The sequence below is a fragment of the Leifsonia sp. AG29 genome (genome assembly GCF_009765225.1).
Taxonomy (GTDB): Bacteria; Actinomycetota; Actinomycetes; order Actinomycetales; family Microbacteriaceae; genus Leifsonia.
Window position 1 is genome coordinate 1,174,284 of sequence record NZ_VMSF01000001.1, and the last position, 18,759, is coordinate 1,193,042.

The 18,759-nt window shown below is 70.2% G+C and carries 20 protein-coding genes and 1 tRNA gene; 11 read left to right on the forward strand and 10 right to left on the reverse strand.

All coding sequences use genetic code 11. The annotated features are described in order from the left end of the window. The first annotated feature begins 84 nt into the window (after positions 1-84). The 4 genes from FPT20_RS05690 to FPT20_RS05705 all read left to right on the forward strand — a co-directional run bounded on the left by FPT20_RS05690 (position 85) and on the right by FPT20_RS05705 (position 4,672). Positions 85-1,806: a S1C family serine protease gene (locus FPT20_RS05690; protein ID WP_158863419.1), complete on the forward strand. Its 1,722-nt coding sequence runs from the start codon at positions 85-87 to the stop codon at positions 1,804-1,806. A 115-nt stretch (positions 1,807-1,921) separates the two neighbouring features. Continuing rightward, positions 1,922-2,965, forward strand: coding sequence for a glycosyltransferase family 2 protein (locus tag FPT20_RS05695; RefSeq protein ID WP_158863421.1), 1,044 nt, complete (start codon positions 1,922-1,924; stop codon positions 2,963-2,965). Between the two features lie 2 nt (positions 2,966-2,967). Beyond that, positions 2,968-3,786: a CDP-alcohol phosphatidyltransferase family protein gene (locus FPT20_RS05700; RefSeq protein ID WP_158863423.1), complete on the forward strand. Its 819-nt coding sequence runs from the start codon at positions 2,968-2,970 to the stop codon at positions 3,784-3,786. Next, on the forward strand, positions 3,779-4,672 hold the full coding sequence (locus tag FPT20_RS05705; RefSeq protein ID WP_158863425.1) for a glycosyltransferase family 2 protein: 894 nt from the start codon (positions 3,779-3,781) through the stop codon (positions 4,670-4,672). Before FPT20_RS05700 ends, FPT20_RS05705 begins: the two co-directional genes overlap by 8 nt. 3 nt (positions 4,673-4,675) lie before the next feature. Here FPT20_RS05705 and FPT20_RS05710 read toward each other — a convergent pair whose 3' ends face one another. The 6 genes from FPT20_RS05710 to FPT20_RS05735 all read right to left on the reverse strand — a co-directional run bounded on the left by FPT20_RS05710 (position 4,676) and on the right by FPT20_RS05735 (position 8,900). Continuing rightward, positions 4,676-5,566 carry a hypothetical protein gene (locus FPT20_RS05710; protein ID WP_233265401.1) on the reverse strand — a complete coding sequence of 297 codons (891 nt, stop codon included), beginning with the start codon at positions 5,564-5,566 and terminating at the stop codon, positions 4,676-4,678. Positions 5,567-5,617: 51 nt separating this feature from the next. Continuing rightward, positions 5,618-5,923 (reverse strand): helix-turn-helix domain-containing protein, encoded by a 306-nt coding sequence (locus FPT20_RS05715; RefSeq protein ID WP_158863427.1) that lies wholly within the window; start codon positions 5,921-5,923, stop codon positions 5,618-5,620. A gap of 161 nt (positions 5,924-6,084) precedes the next feature. Then, positions 6,085-6,402 (reverse strand): hypothetical protein, encoded by a 318-nt coding sequence (locus FPT20_RS05720; protein ID WP_158863429.1) that lies wholly within the window; start codon positions 6,400-6,402, stop codon positions 6,085-6,087. A gap of 134 nt (positions 6,403-6,536) precedes the next feature. After that, a complete protein-coding gene (locus tag FPT20_RS05725) occupies positions 6,537-7,271 on the reverse strand; it encodes an ABC transporter ATP-binding protein (protein ID WP_158863431.1) in 735 nt (244 codons plus the stop codon). Then, positions 7,272-8,156 carry an ABC transporter permease gene (locus tag FPT20_RS05730; protein ID WP_442786476.1) on the reverse strand — a complete coding sequence of 295 codons (885 nt, stop codon included), beginning with the start codon at positions 8,154-8,156 and terminating at the stop codon, positions 7,272-7,274. It abuts the gene before it with no gap. 51 nt (positions 8,157-8,207) lie between these two features. Beyond that, the gene (locus FPT20_RS05735; protein ID WP_158863433.1) at positions 8,208-8,900 is read right to left on the reverse strand and encodes a phosphocholine cytidylyltransferase family protein; all 693 of its coding nucleotides are present in this window, start codon (positions 8,898-8,900) and stop codon (positions 8,208-8,210) included. A 365-nt stretch (positions 8,901-9,265) separates the two neighbouring features. Here FPT20_RS05735 and FPT20_RS05740 point away from each other — a divergent pair, with 365 nt between their 5' ends. Genes FPT20_RS05740 through FPT20_RS05750 form a run of 3 tightly spaced genes read left to right on the forward strand, consistent with a single transcriptional unit; the run spans position 9,266 to position 12,130 of the window. Then, positions 9,266-10,249: an ABC transporter ATP-binding protein gene (locus FPT20_RS05740; protein ID WP_233265402.1), complete on the forward strand. Its 984-nt coding sequence runs from the start codon at positions 9,266-9,268 to the stop codon at positions 10,247-10,249. Positions 10,250-10,260: 11 nt separating this feature from the next. Next, a complete protein-coding gene (locus FPT20_RS05745) occupies positions 10,261-11,802 on the forward strand; it encodes a hypothetical protein (protein WP_158863437.1) in 1,542 nt (513 codons plus the stop codon). A gap of 49 nt (positions 11,803-11,851) precedes the next feature. Continuing rightward, positions 11,852-12,130, forward strand: coding sequence for a DUF3039 domain-containing protein (locus FPT20_RS05750; protein ID WP_158863439.1), 279 nt, complete (start codon positions 11,852-11,854; stop codon positions 12,128-12,130). 27 nt (positions 12,131-12,157) lie between these two features. On the opposite strand, the gene FPT20_RS05755 is transcribed toward FPT20_RS05750, so the two are convergent. Beyond that, positions 12,158-13,477, reverse strand: a complete 1,320-nt coding sequence (locus FPT20_RS05755; RefSeq protein WP_158863441.1) for a nicotinate phosphoribosyltransferase — start codon at positions 13,475-13,477, stop codon at positions 12,158-12,160. A gap of 45 nt (positions 13,478-13,522) precedes the next feature. Here FPT20_RS05755 and murI point away from each other — a divergent pair, with 45 nt between their 5' ends. The 4 genes from murI to FPT20_RS05775 all read left to right on the forward strand — a co-directional run bounded on the left by murI (position 13,523) and on the right by FPT20_RS05775 (position 16,714). After that, positions 13,523-14,341 carry a glutamate racemase gene (gene murI, locus FPT20_RS05760; RefSeq protein WP_158863443.1) on the forward strand — a complete coding sequence of 273 codons (819 nt, stop codon included), beginning with the start codon at positions 13,523-13,525 and terminating at the stop codon, positions 14,339-14,341. 39 nt (positions 14,342-14,380) lie between these two features. Next, positions 14,381-15,136 carry a ribonuclease PH gene (rph, locus tag FPT20_RS05765; RefSeq protein WP_158863445.1) on the forward strand — a complete coding sequence of 252 codons (756 nt, stop codon included), beginning with the start codon at positions 14,381-14,383 and terminating at the stop codon, positions 15,134-15,136. Next, positions 15,133-15,741 carry an RdgB/HAM1 family non-canonical purine NTP pyrophosphatase gene (rdgB, locus tag FPT20_RS05770; RefSeq protein WP_158863447.1) on the forward strand — a complete coding sequence of 203 codons (609 nt, stop codon included), beginning with the start codon at positions 15,133-15,135 and terminating at the stop codon, positions 15,739-15,741. The genes rph and rdgB overlap by 4 nt, the downstream gene beginning before the upstream one ends. A gap of 70 nt (positions 15,742-15,811) precedes the next feature. After that, on the forward strand, positions 15,812-16,714 hold the full coding sequence (locus tag FPT20_RS05775) for a cation diffusion facilitator family transporter (protein WP_158863449.1): 903 nt from the start codon (positions 15,812-15,814) through the stop codon (positions 16,712-16,714). A 39-nt stretch (positions 16,715-16,753) separates the two neighbouring features. Here FPT20_RS05775 and FPT20_RS05780 read toward each other — a convergent pair whose 3' ends face one another. From FPT20_RS05780 to FPT20_RS05790, 3 genes are all read right to left on the reverse strand, one after another. Then, positions 16,754-17,482, reverse strand: a complete 729-nt coding sequence (locus FPT20_RS05780) for a DedA family protein (RefSeq protein WP_158863451.1) — start codon at positions 17,480-17,482, stop codon at positions 16,754-16,756. Positions 17,483-17,613: 131 nt separating this feature from the next. Beyond that, positions 17,614-17,695: transfer RNA gene (locus tag FPT20_RS05785), tRNA-Leu, on the reverse strand. 16 nt (positions 17,696-17,711) lie between these two features. Beyond that, positions 17,712-18,749: an LLM class flavin-dependent oxidoreductase gene (locus tag FPT20_RS05790; RefSeq protein ID WP_158863453.1), complete on the reverse strand. Its 1,038-nt coding sequence runs from the start codon at positions 18,747-18,749 to the stop codon at positions 17,712-17,714. Between the last annotated feature and the right edge of the window lie 10 nt (positions 18,750-18,759).

Consider the following 18,759-nt stretch of genomic DNA (forward strand, 5'->3'; position numbering starts at 1 on the left):
CAGGCAGAAGGTCGCCCACAGGATCGGCAAATAGAACGTTCAGGTTCGCATCCCAAGCTGTCTGTGCTTGGAAGGAGCAACACCATGACCGACACCCCGAACACCCCGGAGCCCGCGAAGCCCGCGCACGACGCCGACGCCCCGTCGGGCGCGGAGGGTCGGGAGGCGCCGGCGGCCGCCGGCCAGCAGGCGGCGCAGGAGCCGGCCACGCCGGACCAGACCGCTCAGCAGCCGGCGGCGCCGCAGCCGACGGCTCACGACGACACGGCGCAGCAGCCGCCCGCGCCCCAGCCGACGGGGCAGCAGCCGACCGCGCCCCAGCCGACGGGGCAGCAGCCGACCGCGCCCCAGCCCGCGTACCCGGGCCAGCAGACGCAGCCGACCCAGCCGCTTCACCCGCAGCCCGTGCACCCCCAGCCGTACGGCGCGCAGCCGATCGGCCAGCAGGGACCGGCTCAGCCGAACTACGGCAACGGCGCCTTCGGGCAGCCGTCCGGCTACGCCGGCGCTCAGAACCCCTACGCCCACGGTGCTCAGCCCCAGGGCTACGCCTCGGCTCCCGGCACGACCGCCGAGCGGCCGGCCAAGAAGCGCAACACCGGTCTCATCATCGCCACGCTGGCCATCGGCGCGCTCATCGGAGGAGTCGCCGGCGCCGGAGCGGGCGTCGGCCTCTACGCCGCGAACAGCGGCAACGACGCGACGATCAAGACGGTCTCGGGCCCGCAGAACATCACCGTCAACGACGCCAACAACGCGACCACGATCACTGCCGTCGCTGCGAAGGCCTCGCCGAGCGTCGTGACGATCTCGGTCACCGCCTCCAGCTCCGGCGGCACCGGGTCCGGCATCGTCCTCAGCAAAGACGGCTACGTGCTGACCAACACGCACGTGGTGACGCTCGATGGCCAGGCCTCGGATGTCAGCATCAGCGTGACCGACAACAACGGCAAGATCTACACCGCCAAGGTCGTCGGGACCGATCCGACCACCGACCTCGCCGTCATCAAGCTCGACAACGCCAGCGACCTCACCCCGATGGCCTGGGCCGACTCCAGCAAGCTCAACGTCGGCGACACCGCCGTTGCCATCGGGGCCCCGCTCGGGCTGTCGGGAACCGTGACGGACGGCATCGTGTCGGCGCTGAACCGCAGCATCTCGATCGCCTCCTCCGCGGCCCCCAAGTCGAACGACGGCTCCAACGGCAACGGCAACAACGGCGGCCAGAGCCCGTTCAACTTCGACTTCCCGGGTCAGGGCGGCTCGGGGCAGCAGCAGAGCTCGGCCAAGGGCACGATCTCGCTGCCGGTCGTCCAGACCGACGCCTCCATCAACCCGGGCAACTCGGGCGGAGCGCTGCTCAACACCAAGGGCGAGCTGATCGGCGTCAACGTCGCGATCGCCAGCGCCAGCGGCTCGAGCAGCGACAGCCAGTCCGGCAGCATCGGTGTCGGGTTCGCGATCCCGTCGAACCTCGCCAAGCGGGTCTCCGACGAGATCATCAAGAACGGATCCGCGACGCACGGCCTGCTCGGCGCCTCCGTGGCCGACGCCAGCAGCGACACCAAGTCGACGACGGTCGGGGCGCTCGTCAAGGAGGTCACCTCCGGCGGTGCCGCCTCCTCGGCCGGGCTGAAGGCCGGCGACGTCATCGTCAACTTCAACGGCGTCCCGATCACCGACGCGACCGACCTCACGGCGCAGGTCCGGGCGCTCCCGTCCGGCGCGAGCGCCAGCGTGACGTACATCCGCGGTGGGCAGTCCAAGTCCGCCACGGTCACCCTGGGCTCGCTCCCCGCGAGCTGACCCCGGCTCCGACCAAGCGCACCGAGAAGGCCGTCCGCACGCGCGGGCGGCCTTCTCCGTGAGCGGAGGTGACCGGCTGATAAGCTCGACGCCGACCCGAGACGGAATGGAACGGATGCCGGACGACCTTGCGAACACCCTCCCCGGTGTGTCCTACGTCATGCCCGTGCTGAACGAGGTCACTCACGTCCGCGCCGCGGTCGACAGCCTCCTCGCGCAGGACTACACGGGGCCGTTCGAGGTCACGATCGCCCTCGGTCCCAGCATGGACGGCACGAACGAGCTCGTGGAGGAGCTCGCCGCGGTCGACTCGCGCATCCGGGTGGTCGACAACGTCGTGGGCTCGACGCCGGCCGGGCTCAACATGGCGATCCGCGCCTCCCGCTACCCGATCGTGATCCGCGTCGACGCGCACAGCGTGCTCCCGCCCGACTACGCGCGGATCGCGGTCGAGACCGTGCTCGAGACCGGCGCCGACAACGTGGGCGGCCTGATGGACGCGCAGGGCACGACGCCGTTCGAGCGCGCGGTGGCCCGGGTCTACGGAAGCAGGGTCGGTCTCGGGGGGACGAAGCTGCACGTCGGCGGCGAGGCCGGGCCGGCCGAGACGGTCTACCTCGGCGTGTTCCGGCGCGACCGGTTGGTCGAGGTCGGGCTGTTCGACGAGGAGATCAAGCGGGGCCAGGACTGGGAGCTCAACCGCCGGATCCGCGCCGGCGGCGGCGTCGTGTGGTTCACGCCGCGCCTCCGGGTCACCTACCGGCCGCGCCCCAACCTGTACCGCCTGGCCCGGCAGTTCCTCTCCACGGGGATCTGGCGCGGCGAACTGGCACGCCGCTTCCCCGCCTCCAACGGGCTGCGCTACTTCGCGCCGCCGGTGATGGTCGTCGGCGTCGCGATCGGTACGCTCCTCGGCCTCGCCGGGGTGGTGCAGGCCCTCCTCGGCGCGACGCCGTGGCTGCTGATCGGGTTCGCAGCGCCGGCGCTCTACCTCGTGATCGACGTGGTCTCGGCCCTCGTCTGGGGTCGCCGCGACGGCCTTCGCCCGCTCCTGTGGTTTCTCGTAGTCTTGCCCTGCATCCACTTCACGTGGGGGATCGGCTTCATCCTCGGATACCTGTCGCTCACCCGCAACATCACGGCCCACACCGGAAGGTAGGCATGTCCGCACCAGGAGACGCCGGCCGAGGCGTCCGCCCCACGTCGATCGCCGAGCTGAAGGCCGTCGCGCAGCCGCCCGAGGTCCGGGGCCGGCGCAACGCCGAGCACTGGACGGCATCCCTGTACCTGCGCAACCTGTCCCCGTACCTCACGTGGCTCCTGCTCAAAACGTCGATCTCGGCGAACGGCGTCACCGGGCTGATGATCCTCACCGGCTGGGCCACCGCCGCCAGCCTGCTGATCCCCGGGATCGGGGGCGCCGCGCTCGCCCTGGTGCTCGGGCAGCTCCAGATGCTCGTCGACTGCTGCGACGGAGAGGTCGCCCGGTGGAGGCGCACCTCGTCTCCGGCCGGGATCTTCCTCGACAACGTGGGCCACTACACGACGGAGACGCTGATCGCGATCGTGCTCGGAATCCGGGCGGCCGGCTACCCGTTCGAGGCGCCGCAGGACTTCCTGTGGACCAACCTCGGCACCCTGCTGGCTCTCGTCATCGTGCTCAACAAGGCGCTCAACGACATGGTGCGCGTCGCGCGGGCCAACGCAGGTCTGCCGAAGCTCGCCGACACGCAGGCCGAGTACGCGCCCACCCACGGCCTCATCGCCGGTCTGCGCCGGGCGGCCCGGTTCCTGCCCTTCCACCGCCTGTACCACTCGGTGGAGCTCACGATCCTGATCTTCCTCTTCTCGATCGTCGGGCTGTTCATCGGTGCGACGCTGGCGGACCGCATCCTGCTCTCGGTGCTCGTCCCGCTGTCGATCCTGGCCGTCGTCGGCCACTTCGTCACGATCATGGCCTCGCGGAGGGTTCGTGGCTGACGCCGCGGCGCCTCCTGCGGTCGGGGTCGTCGTCCTCACCCAGGGCACGCGACCGACTGAGCTCCGCCGCGGACTCGACTCCGTGCTGCGGCAGGAGGGCGTCCGGACCGACGTGGTCGTCGTCGGCAACGGCTGGGATCCCGCCGGAGCGGACCCGCCGCTCCCGGACGGCGTGGCGACTCTCGCCCTGCCGGAGAATCTCGGAATCCCCGCCGGGCGCAACAGCGGCGTCACGGCGGTCGAGGGGGAGTGGCTGTTCTTCCTCGACGACGATGCCGACATCCCCTCCTCGACGTTCCTCGCCGATGCCGTCGCGCTTCTCGAGGTCCGCCCGGACATCGGGCTGATCCAGCCCCGCCTGCAGGATCCGGCCGGCCGCCCCGCGCCACGGCGCTGGATCCCGCGGATCCGCAAGGGCGACCCGGGCCAGTCCGGCAACGTCTTCTCCGTGCTGGAGGCGGCCGTCGTGCTGCCCCGAGCCGTGTTCGAACGAGCGGGAGGCTGGGCGGCCCCCTTCTTCTACGCCCACGAGGGCATCGAGCTCGCCTGGAGGGTCTGGGACCAGGGCAAGCGCGTCTGGTATGCCGGCGACCTCGTCGCCGAGCACCCCGCCACGTCTCCCACGCGTCACGCGTACTACTACCGGCTGAACGCACGGAACCGGGTCTGGCTCGCCCGGCGCAACCTGCCGCTCCCGCTCGTGCCCATCTACGTGGGGGCCTGGACGGGCATTCAGCTGCTCCGCTGGTTCCGGCGCCCCGCCGTGCTCCGCGCGTGGTTCGGCGGCTGGGTGGAGGGGTGGCGCAGCGACCCGGGGGAGCGGCGTCCGATCAGATGGCGCACGGTCGCCCGGATGACCGTCGCGGGTCGGCCGCCGGTCGTCTGACGGTCAGGTCGTCGGGCCGTCCGTGATCTCGGTCTGAGCCGGTCCTGGGTCGGCGCTGCGTCGGCGACGGGGCATGACGCCGCGCAGCAGCGTCCCCGCTGTCGTGATGCGCGAGCCGGCGGCGGAGCCCAGGCGGTAGACCGGGCCCGGCCCCTGCCGGGGAGCGAGCGCCTCCGGCACCACGATCGGTGCGGGGCCGAACGCCAGCCTCGAGTTGTCGACCACGCGGCGACCCAGGATGTGATTGCCGGCCCCGCCGATCACGGCGCCGATCCCGAAGGGGATGGCCCGAGCGATGATGCTCGCGCCGCCGCGCACCGCGAACTGCCGGATGAACGAGTTCTTCAGCTTGTCGACCAGGGGGCCGACGACCATCGCCGGCAGGCTCGACGTGACCAGTTCGCCCCAGTACGCGGTGCGCGTGACGCTGCCGCCCGCGAGCTGACCCGCGAGCTGGCGCACGAGATCGCTGCCCTCGCGCCCGAGCATCATCGTGAGCACCAGGGCGCGTGCGCGCTCGGGGTCGTCGACCGCGATGCCGTGCAACTCGCTCAGGGACTGCGCGTAGAGGGCGGTCGCCTCGAGGAAGGCCGCGGTCTCCACACCGGAGAGGGCGAGCGTGATCCCTGTTCCGATCGCGGGGATCACGGCGGTCGCCCCGACTGCGGCGCCGCCGGTCGTGACCGTGGCGAGATAGCGTCGTTCGAGGATCGCGGCGAGTTCCGGGCCCGTGGCGCCGGGGTACCTCTTCCGGAGCGACCGGAGGTGCGCGAGCACGACCGGTCGATGGATGCCGATGAGACGGTCGAGCGTCGTGTCGACCGCGCGCGGGGTGTCCCCGCCGCGTGCGGGTCCTCCGGTGACGGAGACGAACGGTTGCTGCTTCTTGGCCATCCCTACCGAGTGTAGGTGGCGAGTCTGCGGACGCGAGGGGATTGCGTTTGCTCACCCGCGGAGATAACGGTCCCGTTCGCGGATGAAATCCGTCGCGTTCAGCACCGCGAGCTCGTCCGGCAGGTGGTCGCTGCTCAGCCCCTCGGTGAGCGCGGCGATGTCGGTGTCGAGGACGCAGGCGATCCGGAGGATCGTCAGCAGGCTGGGATTGGCGACGCCGCGCTCGATCTTGCCGAAGTTGGTGACGTGCATGAGGGCGAGCTCGGCGACGGTCTCCTGACTGAGTCCGAGCTCTACCCGCGCCCGGCGCACGCGCTCTCCGAAGAGGCTGGCAGCCGGGGACAGTGGTTGTTTCATATTCCATGACTAGGCGGAGGAGACCGCCCGTTCCAGAGCGGCGACGCCTCCCCTCCCGGACCTCATGCTCTCCGGCCCAGAAATGCAGGTTTTGCACTCGCCGATGCGCATGGGCGAGCGCCGGTGGGGCGGCCGGATCCGCCCCACCGGCGCTCGGCAGCTCAGAAGCTCAACTGCCAGAGGTACTCGCGACCGTCGGGAGCGAACCAGCGCACGACGAGCAGAGCCGAGCGCGCGAGGTCGCCACCGGTGACCGTCGCGCGCACGGCCTCTCCGGGCCGGACCGAGGCGGGCGAATGCACCCGCAGGCTGGCCGGCCCGGCGAGGCTCACCGTCACACCGCGGAGTTCGTGCCTGCCCGTGTTCACCAACCGGTAGTGAGGCGCGCTGGAGCGGTCGACGCGCCACGGCACGCGGTAGGCGGTGCGGCGCGGTCGAAGAGGGACAGAGGGACTGCGGAGGATGCGAAGACCGTTCATGCCGCCCAAGCTAGCCGCGCCGTCCGACGCTCGAACGGCGAGATCGGGCATAGAGGCCCGATCTGGGGAGAAGTCGTCGAGTCTTCTCCTGGGGAGGGCCGATCGCCCCGGGCAGCGCCCCGGGGATCGGTCGATCAGCTGCCGTAGTCGCGGTTGTAGAGCTCGAGGACGTCTTCGATCGGGCCGTCGAGCACCAGCGTGCCCTTGTCGAGGTAGAGGCCGCGGGCGCAGAACCGCCGAAGGTCCTTCTCGTTGTGCGACACGAAGAAGAGGGTGCGGCCGTTCGCGAGCATCTCCTCGATCCGCTTGTAGCACTTCTCCCGGAACCCGCGGTCGCCCACGGCCAGGACCTCGTCGACGAGGAGGACGGGCTCCTCCAGCTGCGAGATGACCGAGAAGGCGATGCGCACCTTCATACCGCTCGAGAGGTGCTTGTACGGGGTGTCGACGAAGTCGCCGATCTCCGCGAAGCCGATGATCTCGTCGAAGCGCTCGTCGATCTGCGCCCGGCTCATGCCGTGCAGGCCCGCGGTCAGGTACACGTTGTCCCGCACCGTGAGGTCGTCGACGAAGCCGCCCGTGATCTCGATCAGCGGCGCGACGCCCTCCGTGACGGCCACGGAGCCCTCATCGGGCAGGAGGACTCCGGCGACCAGCTTGAGGAGCGTCGACTTGCCCTGTCCGTTCCTCCCCACCACGCCGATCGCCTCGCCGGGCTGCACCCGGAAGGTCACGTCGCGCAGGGCCCAGAAGTCGTCCGGGCGCGCGCGGCGCGTTCGCGAGGAGAAGAGGTCCTTGAACGATCGCCGAGCGCCCCGGTTGCGGCGGAAGCGCACGCCGAGCCCGTCGACGGAGATGACCGGTGTCACCTAGATCTCCTTCAGGACGTCGCGCTCGAACCGCCGGAAGACGAGCCAGCCGATGCCGAGCAGGAGCAGGGACATGGCCGCGCTCACCCCGACCAGGAACCAGTCCAGCTCCTCCGGGAAGAACGTGGCCCGGTAGAGGCTGAAGATGCCCGTGAGCGGGTTGAACGCCGACCAGAAGTGGAGCGAGAACAGCGTGTCGCTCTGCGCGCCGGGGTGGGTGGCTAGATAAGCAGCGCAGTGCTTCGCAGCGATGCCGTTGCCGCAGCCGCCCGGAAGGTCGCGGGCGCTGTAGATGATCGGCGACGCGTAGAAGAGGAATCGGAGCGCGAGCTTGACCGCGCGCTCGAGGTCGCGGAAGAAGACGACCAGCGGCGCGACGATCAGCCCGACGCCGACCGTCAGCACCGTCTGGATGACGATCGCGAGCGGGAACAGGAGGATGTCGACGTTGATCTTCGCCCCCGTGAGCACGGCGAAGAACGCCAGCACGGGCAGCGAGAGGAGGAACTCGATGCCCTTCGAGGCGACGATCCGGTTCACCCAGATCGTCCGGGGGATCATCGTCGAGCGGATCAGTTTGGCTTCGCGGAGGAACGCGCGGGTGCCGTCCGAGACGGCGCCGTTGAACCACATCCACGGGAGGAGCGCGGCCAGCAGGAAGACGATGTACGGGTTCTCACCGACGTTGCGGTGGAAGATGACCGTGAAGACGAACCAGTAGATCCCGCTCATGACGAGCGGGTCGAGGATCGACCAGATGTACCCGAGCGCGCTCGTGGAGTACCGGACGCGGAGGTCGCGCTTCGTCAGCAGCCACAGGGAGTGCCGGTAGCGCGCGAACGGCGTGCGCTGCGCAGGGCGCACCTCGGCGAATGTGCTGGTCACGGGAACCCATCGTATTGATCGAAGCTGCGTGAGATGCTCACGCGGCTTCGACTATACGAAAAGATTCGCCCGCTCGAGGTCCTCCTGGAAGTCCACCTCGACCGCGTAGAGGTCGGAGATGTCGACCGGCTCGACGAGGAGGCGGTCCTGCTGGATGGCCAGCTCGATCCCGCGCTCGAAATAGTCCTGGTCGGCGACGCGCTGCAGCTGGCGGAGGAGCGCCGGCTTGTCCGCGGAGGAGATGTAGTTGATCCCGACCGCCTCGCCGAGGCCGCCCTTCACCGTCTTGGAGAGCTCGTGGATGTACCCCTCGGGGCCGGTCGTGTACTTGACCTCCTCGTCGGCGACGGACGAGGTGTTGACGGTCACGAAGGTCTGGTCACGGGCCACCATGGCCGCTCCGCGGACCAGCACCGCCGGGTCGAAGACGACGTCGCCGTTCATCCAGAGGACGCCGCCCGGTGCGGAAGCCTGCAATGCACGCATCAGGCTCTTCGACGTGTTGGTCTGGTCGTACTGCTCGTTGTAGACGAACTCGGCGTCGGGGAAGGCCTCGATGATGTGCTCGAGCTTGTAGCCGACGACGATCGTGACCTTGACGTCCTTGCCGAAGGCCGCGTGGATGTTGTCGAACTGCTGCTGCATGATCGTGCGGCCGTCGCTGAGCTCGGTCAGCGGCTTCGGGAGGCTCCGTCCGAGTCGGCTGCCCATGCCGGCCGCCAGAATCACTACCTGGGTCGTCACAATCTTCTCCTTGGGATCCGTGCGGCGAGGGCGGCCGTGGCCGCGCCGTCAGGAAGGATTCATCCGGCGTTCATCCGCACACTACGCGTCGAGACACTCCTTCATGCCTACGCCAGAGTACCGGGCCCCCTGTCCGGGGGCAGGGGGTTGACGGATCTCGTTGCGGGGTCGTTATGTTCCTCACAGGTGTTTCCTAGGGGATGGAAACGCCCGGAGGCGCCCCGGGGGTTCGCCGGGCGGGAGGGGCTTGGTACGTTAGCGGGGTGAGTTCCGAGCACGCACGTCCGCAGACCACCGAGCCCGAACCGGGCCCGACGGACGTCGTGGAGCCCGGTTCCGCGAAGGCTGCGCAGAGGGGGGAAGCAGTGGCCGAGACCGATGCACCGACGGGGGCGGCCGAGCCGGCCAAGCGCCCACCCGCCAAGACGGCCGCCGCTGCCGCCGGGTCGAGCACGCGCGCTCCCCGGAAGCGCTCCACGACCGCGGCGGCCGCGACCGTGAAGGCGCCGACAGCCACCAAGACCCGCGCCCCCCGCGCCTCCACACGCAAGGCGCCGGCCCCGGCTCCTGCTCCGGCGGTCGACACGCGTCCTGTGGTCCTTCACATCGAGGGCCTGACCAAGCGGTACGGCGACACGGTCGCTGTCGACGGCGTCGGCCTCGACGTGCGGGAAGGCTCCTTCTACGGCATCGTCGGGCCGAACGGCGCGGGGAAGACCACCACGCTCTCGGTCGTCACGGGGCTGCTCCGGCCGGACGCCGGGCGCGCCGTCGTCCACGGCGTCGACGTGTGGGCCGAGCCGGTTCGCGCCAAGCACGTCATCGGCGTCCTGCCGGACAAGCTCCGGCTCTTCGACCGCCTGACGGGGGCGCAGTTCCTCCACTACGCCGGGACTCTGCGCGGGCTCAACGCGAAGACCGTCCGCGCGCGCACCTCCGACCTGGCCGCGGCCTTCGGCATCGAGGACGCCCTCGATCGCCTCGTCGCCGACTACTCGGCCGGCATGACCAAGAAGATCGCCCTGGCCGCTGCGATGATCCACTCGCCCCGGCTCCTCGTCCTCGATGAGCCGTTCGAGTCGGTCGACCCGGTCTCGGCGGCGAACGTCATCGACATGCTCCAGCGGTACACCCGCGCCGGCGGGACGGTGGTGCTGTCCAGCCACGGCATGGACATGATCGAGCGCGTCTGCGACAGCGTCGCCATCATCGTCCGTGGTCAGGTCCTCGCCTCCGGCACCATCGACGAGGTCCGTGGCGCCCAGACGCTGGAGGAGCGGTTCGTCGATCTCGCCGGCGGGCGCAAGGCAGCGGAAGGCATGGAGTGGTTGCACAGCTTCTCCGACTGAAACTCCAGCTCATGGGCAACGCCTTCCGGCGGAGCCCGTGGCAGGTCGTCGGACTCGTCGTCGGTCTGCTCTACGGCGCGTTCATCGCCGTCCTCGTCGTGGCGGCGCTCGTCGCGGCCCGCCTCGTCCCCGACGCGTCGGCCGTCCACACGATCATCGTCGTGACGGGGTCGGTGGTCGTCGCGGGCTTCTTCCTGCTGCCCCTGCTCTTCGGGGTGGACGACACCCTCGACCCGCGCAAGTTCGCGCTCTTCGGGATCCCGGACCGGCAGCTCTCGGCGGGCCTCCTCGTCGCGGGGCTGATCGGCATCCCCTCCGTCGTCCTCACGGTGTGCACGGCGGCGACGGTGATCACCTGGTCCCGCGACCCGGTGACCGCGCTGCTGGCCGTGATCTGCGTCCCCGTGGTCGTGCTCACCTGCGTCCTGGCGTCCCGGGTCTCGACGGCCATCGCCTCGCTGTTCCTCGCGTCGCGCCGCACCCGTGAGGCCGGAGGCGTGATCGGCATCCTGATCCTCGTCCTGCTTGCCCCGGTGATCTGGCTCCTTCTCGCCGTCGACTGGAACCACGACGGGCTCGGCGCCCTGAACGGCTGGTCCGGCTGGCTGGCGTGGACCCCGCTCGGAGCCGCGTGGTCGGTGCCGGGTGCCGCGGCTCAGGGGGAGTGGGGCACCGCCCTGCTGCAGCTGCTCGTCGCGCTGGCGAGCCTCGGTCTCCTGTGGCTCGCCTGGACGGCGCTGTCCGCGCGCCTCCTCGTGTCGCCCGAACGCGCCCCGCACGCGCGGAGCTATCAGGGCCTCGGCTGGTTCGACCGCCTGCCGGGCGGGCCCACTGCCGCCATCGCGGCGCGGTCCATGACCTATTGGGGCCGCGACGCCCGGTACTGGGTGTCCATCGTGATGATCCCCGTCGTGCCCGTCTTCGTCATCGTCGCACTGACCGTCTCCGGGCTGCCGGTGCATTACGTCGCGCTCGTCCCCCTCCCGCTCGTGTGCCTGTTCCTCGGCTGGAGCATCCACAACGACCTGGCCTACGACAGCACCGCGATCTGGTTGCACCTGGTCTCCGGCACCCGCGGAACGGCGGATCGCATCGGCCGGATGTTCCCGCCCGTCCTCGTGGGCATCCCGGTGATCGCGATCGGATCCGTCGCCACCACGATCGTGTTCGGCGACTGGGCGGTGCTCCCGTCGGTCGCCGCGCTGAGCGGGGCCATCCTCGTGATCGGGCTCGGCCTGTCGAGCCTCTTCTCCGTGCTCTTCCCGTATCCCGCCACGAAGCCGGGCGACAGCGCCTTCAGCCAGCCCCAGACCTCGGGCGCCTCCGCCGCTCTGGTGCAGTCGCTGAGCTTCTTCGCGATCCTGGTCCTGGCGTCGCCGGTCATCGTCTTCATGGTGCTGGGTCTGACCGAGAGCCCGTTCTGGCTCGGCGTGGCGCCGGTGGTCGCCGTCGTGATCGGCTTCGCGGTGCTGTTCGGCGGCATCTGGCTCGGCGGCCGGGCCTTCGACCGGCGCGGTCCGGAGCTCATGGCGTTCGCCAATCGCAACGACTGATCCGAGCTCTCCGGGCCCCGGGCGGTCGAGCCCGATTTACACTGGAGGGATGAATCACGCCAGCATCTCCGAACCAGGCGGACTCCCCTCGGGCGGAGGCGCGGCCACGCTCGACCGCGAACTCGAGGAGCTCCTCCAGAACCAGGAGCCCGGGGATCACGAGCGCTTCTCGCACTACGTGAAGAAGGAGCAGATCCTCGAGTCCGCGGTCACGGGCAAGCCGGTCAAGGCGCTGTGCGGCAAGATGTGGACGCCGAACCGTGATCCCGAGAAGTTCCCGGTCTGCCCGACCTGCCGCGAGATCTACGAGAAGCTCCGCGACGAGTGAGCGCCGGCGCGGGGGCGCCGAGCGGTATCACTCGAAGATCGTAGGGATGACCGGGTCACCGCGTCCGAGCCGGAACGCCTCGTCCGGAAGCTCGCTGATGGCGAGTTCGCGGTGCTCGCGGGCCCGCCGCGTGCCTTCGGCGCCCAGGTGCTCGCGGTGCACGGAACCGTCGGTCACGAGCGGCACGAGCAGGTCGCGCCCGGTGTCATCCGGCACGTCTCCGGCCTCCACGATATGGACGACCTCGGCAACAGCGGTCCCCGATGCGTCATGCCGGCGAACGGGGTGCTTCCGGCCGCCGATGCTCGCCTTGCCGTCGGACTTCTTGGCCACGGGGATCCAGTCGCCCTCGCTGCCGCGGCTGCGGTGCGCGACCAGCTTGTAGACCATGCCCGATGCGGGGTATCCGGAGCCGGTGACGACGGACGTCCCCACCCCGTACGAGTCGACCGGTGAGGCGGCGAGGGCGGCGATCGTGAACTCGTCGAGGTCGTTGGTCACGGTGATGCGGGTCCGGGTCGCGCCCAGCGAGTCGAGCTGGTCCCGGACCTGACGGACGAGCTTGGGAAGGTCCCCCGAGTCCAGTCGCACGGCCCCGAGCTCCGGGCCGGCGACCTTCACGGCCGTCTCGATCCCCTTCTCGACATCGAAGGTGTCCACCAGGAGGGTCGTCCCGGGCCCGAGCGCGTCGACTTGAGCGCGGAAGGCGTCTTCCTCGCTGTCGTGCAGAAGCGTGAAGGCGTGGGCCGCCGTCCCCATGGTCGGAACGCCCCAGGTTCGTCCGGCTTCGAGGTTCGAGGTCGCCGAGAACCCGGCGATGTAGGCCGCGCGCGCCGCCGCGACGGCCGCGCGCTCGTCGGCGCGGCGCGATCCCATCTCGGCGAGCGGGCGTCCGACCGCCGCGGAGACCATACGCGCGGCCGCCGACGCGACCGCCGAGTCGTAGTTGAACACGCTGAGGAGCAGGGTCTCGAGGACGACTCCCTCGGCGAACGGGGCGTCCACGATGAGGAAGGGAGAACCGGGGAAGAAGAGCTCGCCCTCGCGGTAGCCGCGAATCGTGCCCGAGAAGCGGTACCCCGCGAGCCAGTCGAGGGTCTCGTCGCGGACGACGTGGTTGTCCTGGAGGTACTGGAGCTCCTCGTCACCGAAGCGGAACTGCTCGATCAGCTCCAGCAGCCTCCCGGTGCCCGCGAGCACGCCGTAGCGCCGCCCGGCGGGCAGGCGCCGCGTGAAGGCCTCGAACACGCACTCGCGGTCGTGGGTCCCCGCGAGCAGGGCGGCGTCGATCATGGTGAGCTCGTAGCGGTCCGTCAGCAGTGCGGAGGACGTTCTCGTCTCGGTCACGCGCCCAGCCTACCCAGCGCGGCCGCCGGGGTAGGCTGGAGTGCTGTGACGGATGCGCCGATTGGGATCTTCGACTCGGGAGTCGGCGGGCTCACGGTCGCACGCGCCATCCGCGATCAACTCCCCAACGAATCGCTCCTGTATGTCGGGGACACCCTCCACTCTCCTTACGGGCCCAAGCCGATCGCCGAGGTGCGCGGCTACTCGCTCGAGGTGCTCGACTTCCTCGTCGAGCAGGGGGTGAAGATGCTCGTGATCGCCTGCAACACCGCGTCTTCCGCGGTGCTGCGCGACGCTCGCGAACGGTACGACGTGCCCGTGATCGAGGTCATCCAGCCGGCGGTCCGCCGAGCCGTCGCGGCGACGCGCACCGGACGCGTCGGCGTCATCGGCACGGTCGGCACGGTCGCCTCCCGCGCCTACGAGGACGCTTTCGCCGCGGCCCCCTCCCTCCAGCTCTTCTCCCAGGCCTGCCCGCGGTTCGTCGAGTTCGTGGAGGCGGGCGTCACGAGCGGCGAGGAGGTGCTGCGCGTCACGGCCGAGTACCTCCAGCCCCTCCGCGACGCCGAGGTCGACACGCTCGTTCTCGGGTGCACGCACTACCCGTTCCTGAAGGGCGCGATCTCCTACGTCATGGGGGAAGGCGTTTCGCTGGTCTCGAGCGACACGGAGACCGCCAAGGACGTGTACCGGACGCTCGTCGCCGGCGATCTGGAGCGACGCTCCAGCACGCCTCCGGTCATCCGCTACGAGGCGACCGGCGAGGACGCCGGCACGTTCCTGCGCTTGGCCCACCGCTTCATCGGCCCGGAGGTCGCGACCGTCGACCTCGTCCAGACCGGCGTCATCGATCTGCCCCTCTGACCACCCCGACCCCGCACCCCACCTCCGAGGAGACCCCGTATGACCGACACCGCCCGCGCCGACGGCCGCACCCCCGACCAGCTCCGGCCGGTCACGATCGAGCGCGGGTGGAGCCGGCAGGCCGAGGGCTCGGCGCTCGTGTCGTTCGGCGAGACCCGCGTGCTCTGCACGGCCTCCTTCACCAACGGCGTGCCGCGCTGGATGGCGGGCAAGGGGCGCGGCTGGGTGACCGCCGAGTACGCCATGCTGCCGCGCTCGACCAACGAGCGGATGGACCGCGAATCCGTGAAGGGTAAGGTCGGCGGCCGCACGCACGAGATCAGCCGCCTCGTCGGCCGGAGCCTGCGCGCGGTCGTCGACATGAAGGCGCTCGGCGAGAACACGATCGTGCTCGACTGCGACGTCCTCCAGGCCGACGGCGGAACGCGCACGGCGGCCATCACCGGCGCCTACGTCGCCCTCGCGGACGCCCTCCAGTGGGGGAAGGACCGCCGCTTCATCGCGCAGAAGGCGACGCCGCTCACCGACTCGGTCTCGGCCGTGTCGGTCGGGATCATCGACGGCACCCCGATGCTCGACCTGGCCTACGTCGAGGACGTGCGCGCCGAGACCGACATGAACGTCGTCGTGACGGGCAAGGGCCTCTTCGTGGAGGTCCAGGGCACGGCCGAGGGCGCGCCGTTCGACCGCGCCGAACTGAACTCGCTTCTCGACCTGGCGCTCGGCGGGACCGCGGAGCTCGCGGCGATCCAGGCGGCCGCGCTGGCCGTCGGCACGGACGCGCCCGGCGCATGACCGTCCGGGTGGTCCTCGCCACGCACAACCAGCACAAGGCGCGCGAGTTCCAGGAGATCCTCGGAGACGCCGTGCCCGGGCTCGAGATCGTCGCGTACGACGGCCCCACCCCTGTCGAGGACGGGGTCGACTTCGCGGCGAACGCCCTGATCAAGGCGCGCGCCGCCGCAGCGGCGACCGGTCTGCCGGCGCTCGCCGACGACTCGGGCATCTGCGTGGACGTCATGGGAGGCGCGCCCGGCATCTTCTCAGCCCGATGGGCCGGACGGCACGGCGACGCGGAGGCGAACCTCCGGCTGCTCCTCGACCAGCTCGCCGAGATCGGCGACGCAGACCGCGGCGCGCACTTCACGGCCACGCTGGCGCTCGTCGGGGCCGGGCCGCAGAGCGAGCCCGTCGTCGTGCAGGGCATCTGGCCGGGGCGCATCGCGCGGGAGGCCCGGGGCGAGCACGGGCACGGATACGACCCGATCTTCATCCCGGCGGGGGAGGAGCGCACCGCTGCCGAGCTCTCGCCCGACGAGAAGAACGCGGAGAGCCACCGCGCCCGCGCGTTCGCCGCGATCGTCCCGGCGCTCCGCGACCTGGTCTCCACAGCCGGATGAGAACGCCACTCATTCCCATCTAGGCCAGCGGCCTGGTGGAGGCGTCCGCTTCTCTCTACCGTAGAAGGCGATGAGTCACGACCACGGCCACTCGGCCAATCGCAACCGCCTCCTGATCGCCATCGCGATCGTGCTGGCGGTGCTCGTCGTGCAGCTCGTCGGCGCCGGGTTGAGCGGATCCCTCGCCCTGCTCGCCGACGCGGGTCACATGCTCAGCGATCTGACCGGGCTCGTGGTCGCGCTCATGGCGACGATCGTCGCGGCCCGTCCGGCGACCGATCGTCAGACCTTCGGCTTCCGGCGAGCGGAGGTGTTCGGAGCCCTGATCAACGGGGTGATCCTCGTCGTGGTCGCCGTCACCGTGACGATCGGCGCCATCGGGCGCCTGATCTCCGGCGAGACGGACGTGCACAGTGTTCCGATGCTCGTGACCGCGACGATCGGACTCGTCGCCAACGCCGCCGCCCTGCTGCTCCTCCGCCCCGCGGCGGAGCACTCCATCAACATGCGTGGCGCCTACCTCGAAGTCCTCGGCGACCTCGTCGGGTCGGCGACCGTCATCGTCGCCGCCGTCGTGATCCTGACGACGGGATTCGCTCCCGCCGATGCCATCGCCTCCCTCGTCATCGCGGCGCTCATCGTGCCGCGCGCGTACAGCCTCCTGCGCGATGTCGTGCGCGTGCTGAGCGAGTCGGCACCGGCCGACACCGACGTCGCCGAGATCCGCGACCACATCCTGGGCACGAAGGGGGTCGTCGCCGTCCACGACGTCCACGTCTGGGCGATCACCTCCGGCGCCCCGGTGTTCACCGCCCACGTGGTCTGCGATCCGGCCGTGTTCAGCGGTGGCCGCACCGGTAGGCTCCTCGACGAGCTCTCGGGGTGCCTGTCCGAGCATTTCGACGTCGAGCACTCGACGTTCCAGCTGGAACCCGCCGAGCACGCCGACCACGAGGACGACTTCCACCGCTGACCGGAGGGGCGGCTCACGCCTCCGGTGCGAAGACCCGGCTCACGCCTCCGGCGTGGACGCGGGCTGGTCGACGACGGGAGGCGCGGCGAGCGACTGCTCGGCGGCCTCGGCCGCGGCCTTGCGCCTCGCCTTGCGGACCGACGAGAAGTAGTGCCAGAGGGTCGGGACGACCGAGATGGCGACGGCCCCCAGCAGGATGACGTCGATGTAGCTCGAGACGAACTTCGCCACCGGCGGGATGTAGCCGATGAGGTAGCCGCCGTACGTCAGTCCCGCGCCCCAGAGGAGGGCGCCGATGGCGTTGTAGAGCGAGTACTTCTTGTAGTTCATGTGGCCGACGCCGGCGGCGACCGGAGCGAACGTCCGCACGACGGGAACGAAGCGCGCGATGACGACGGCGATCGCCCCGAAGCGCTCGAAGAAGCGGTTGGTCCGCCGGACGTTCTCGATCGAGAAGAGCCCGGTCTCCTTCCGCTCGAAGATCCGCGGGCCGGCCTTGTGGCCGATGAGGTAGCCGACCTCGCCGCCGAGGAACGCCGCGAACGCGATCGCGAGGCACACCCACCAGATGTCGACGCCGAAGACGAGCGACGTGTGCGTGAGGAGACCGGAGATGATGAGCAGCGTGTCGCCCGGCAGCAGGAACCCGACGAGGAGGCCCGTCTCGGAGAACACGATGGCGGCGACCACGAGCAGAGCCCACGGACCAGCCGAGTGGATGATGGTCTGCGGGTCGAGCCAGGGGATCAGGCCGGCGTGGTGGATCACGGGTCTCCAATGGGGTACGGGAAGCGAGCGGCAGCTCAGCCCGAGTTTAGTGGGAGCAACCTTCACGTTCTGTGCGAAAACGTGTTCGGCCTCCCCAGATCATCCTGTGGAGGGAGACCCCGCGGCAACGGTGCGGGAGAAGGGACTCGAACCCTCACGCCGTGAAGCACAGGAACCTAAATCCTGCGTGTCTGCCAGTTTCACCACTCCCGCGGTGCGCTTCGCGCGGCTACGACAATAGCTCATGGACGCGAGGCGCGACCTCCGTGCCGTAGAGCCGGATCGAGCGCATGAGGTCCTCATGCGGCAGAGTGCCGTTGCTCATCTTGATGTCGAACCGGGAGAGCCCGAGCCCGCGCGAAGCGTAGGCGATCTTCTGCGCGACCGTCTCGGGGGAGCCGACGACGAGCGCGCCGTCCGGCCCGGCCTCGTGCTCGAAGCGGGCGCGCGACGCCGGTGGCCAGCCGCGCTCGCGCCCGATGCGGTTGGTCATCACCTCGTAGTGCGGCCAGAGGGTGTCCTTCGCTTCTTGATCCGTCTCAGCGACGAAGCCGGGGGAGTGCACGCCGATCGGGAGGCTCGTGTCGCCGCCGAACTGCTCGAGGGCGTTGCGGTACAGCTCGACCAGCGGCTGGAAGCGCATCGGGCCTCCTCCGATGATGGCGAGGACCAGCGGGAGGCCGTAGTGCGCGGCCCGGACGACGGACTCGGGGCTGCCGCCGACACCGATCCAGGTCGTCAAGAGCCCGTGCTCGACGTGCGGGAACACGGACTGGTCCGTCAGTCCCGGGCGGAGCTTGCCCGCCCAGGTGACGGGCTCCTGCTTGCGCAGCTCGGCGAACAGCTCGAGCTTCTCCTCGAAGAGCTCCTCGTACTGCGCGAGGTCGAAGCCGAACAGCGGGAACGACTCGATGAACGAGCCGCGGCCGAGGATCACTTCGGCACGCCCTCCCGATACCGCGTCGAGCGTCGCGAATCGCTGGAACACCCGGACCGGGTCGTCGGAGCTGAGCACCGTCACGGCCGAGCTCAGGTGGATGCGCTCGGTGCGGGCGGCGATGGCGGCGAGGACCACCTCCGGCGCCGAGACGGAGAAGTCGACCCGGTGGTGCTCACCGACCGCGAAGACGTCGAGCCCGACCTGGTCGGCCAGCACACCCTCCTCGACCACGTTCCGAAGCACCTGGGCGTGCGGCAGCGGCGTGGCGTCGCCGTCGAGCGTCACGTCGCCGAACGTGTCGATGCCGAGTTCCAGCCTGTCCGCCATGTCGCTCCCT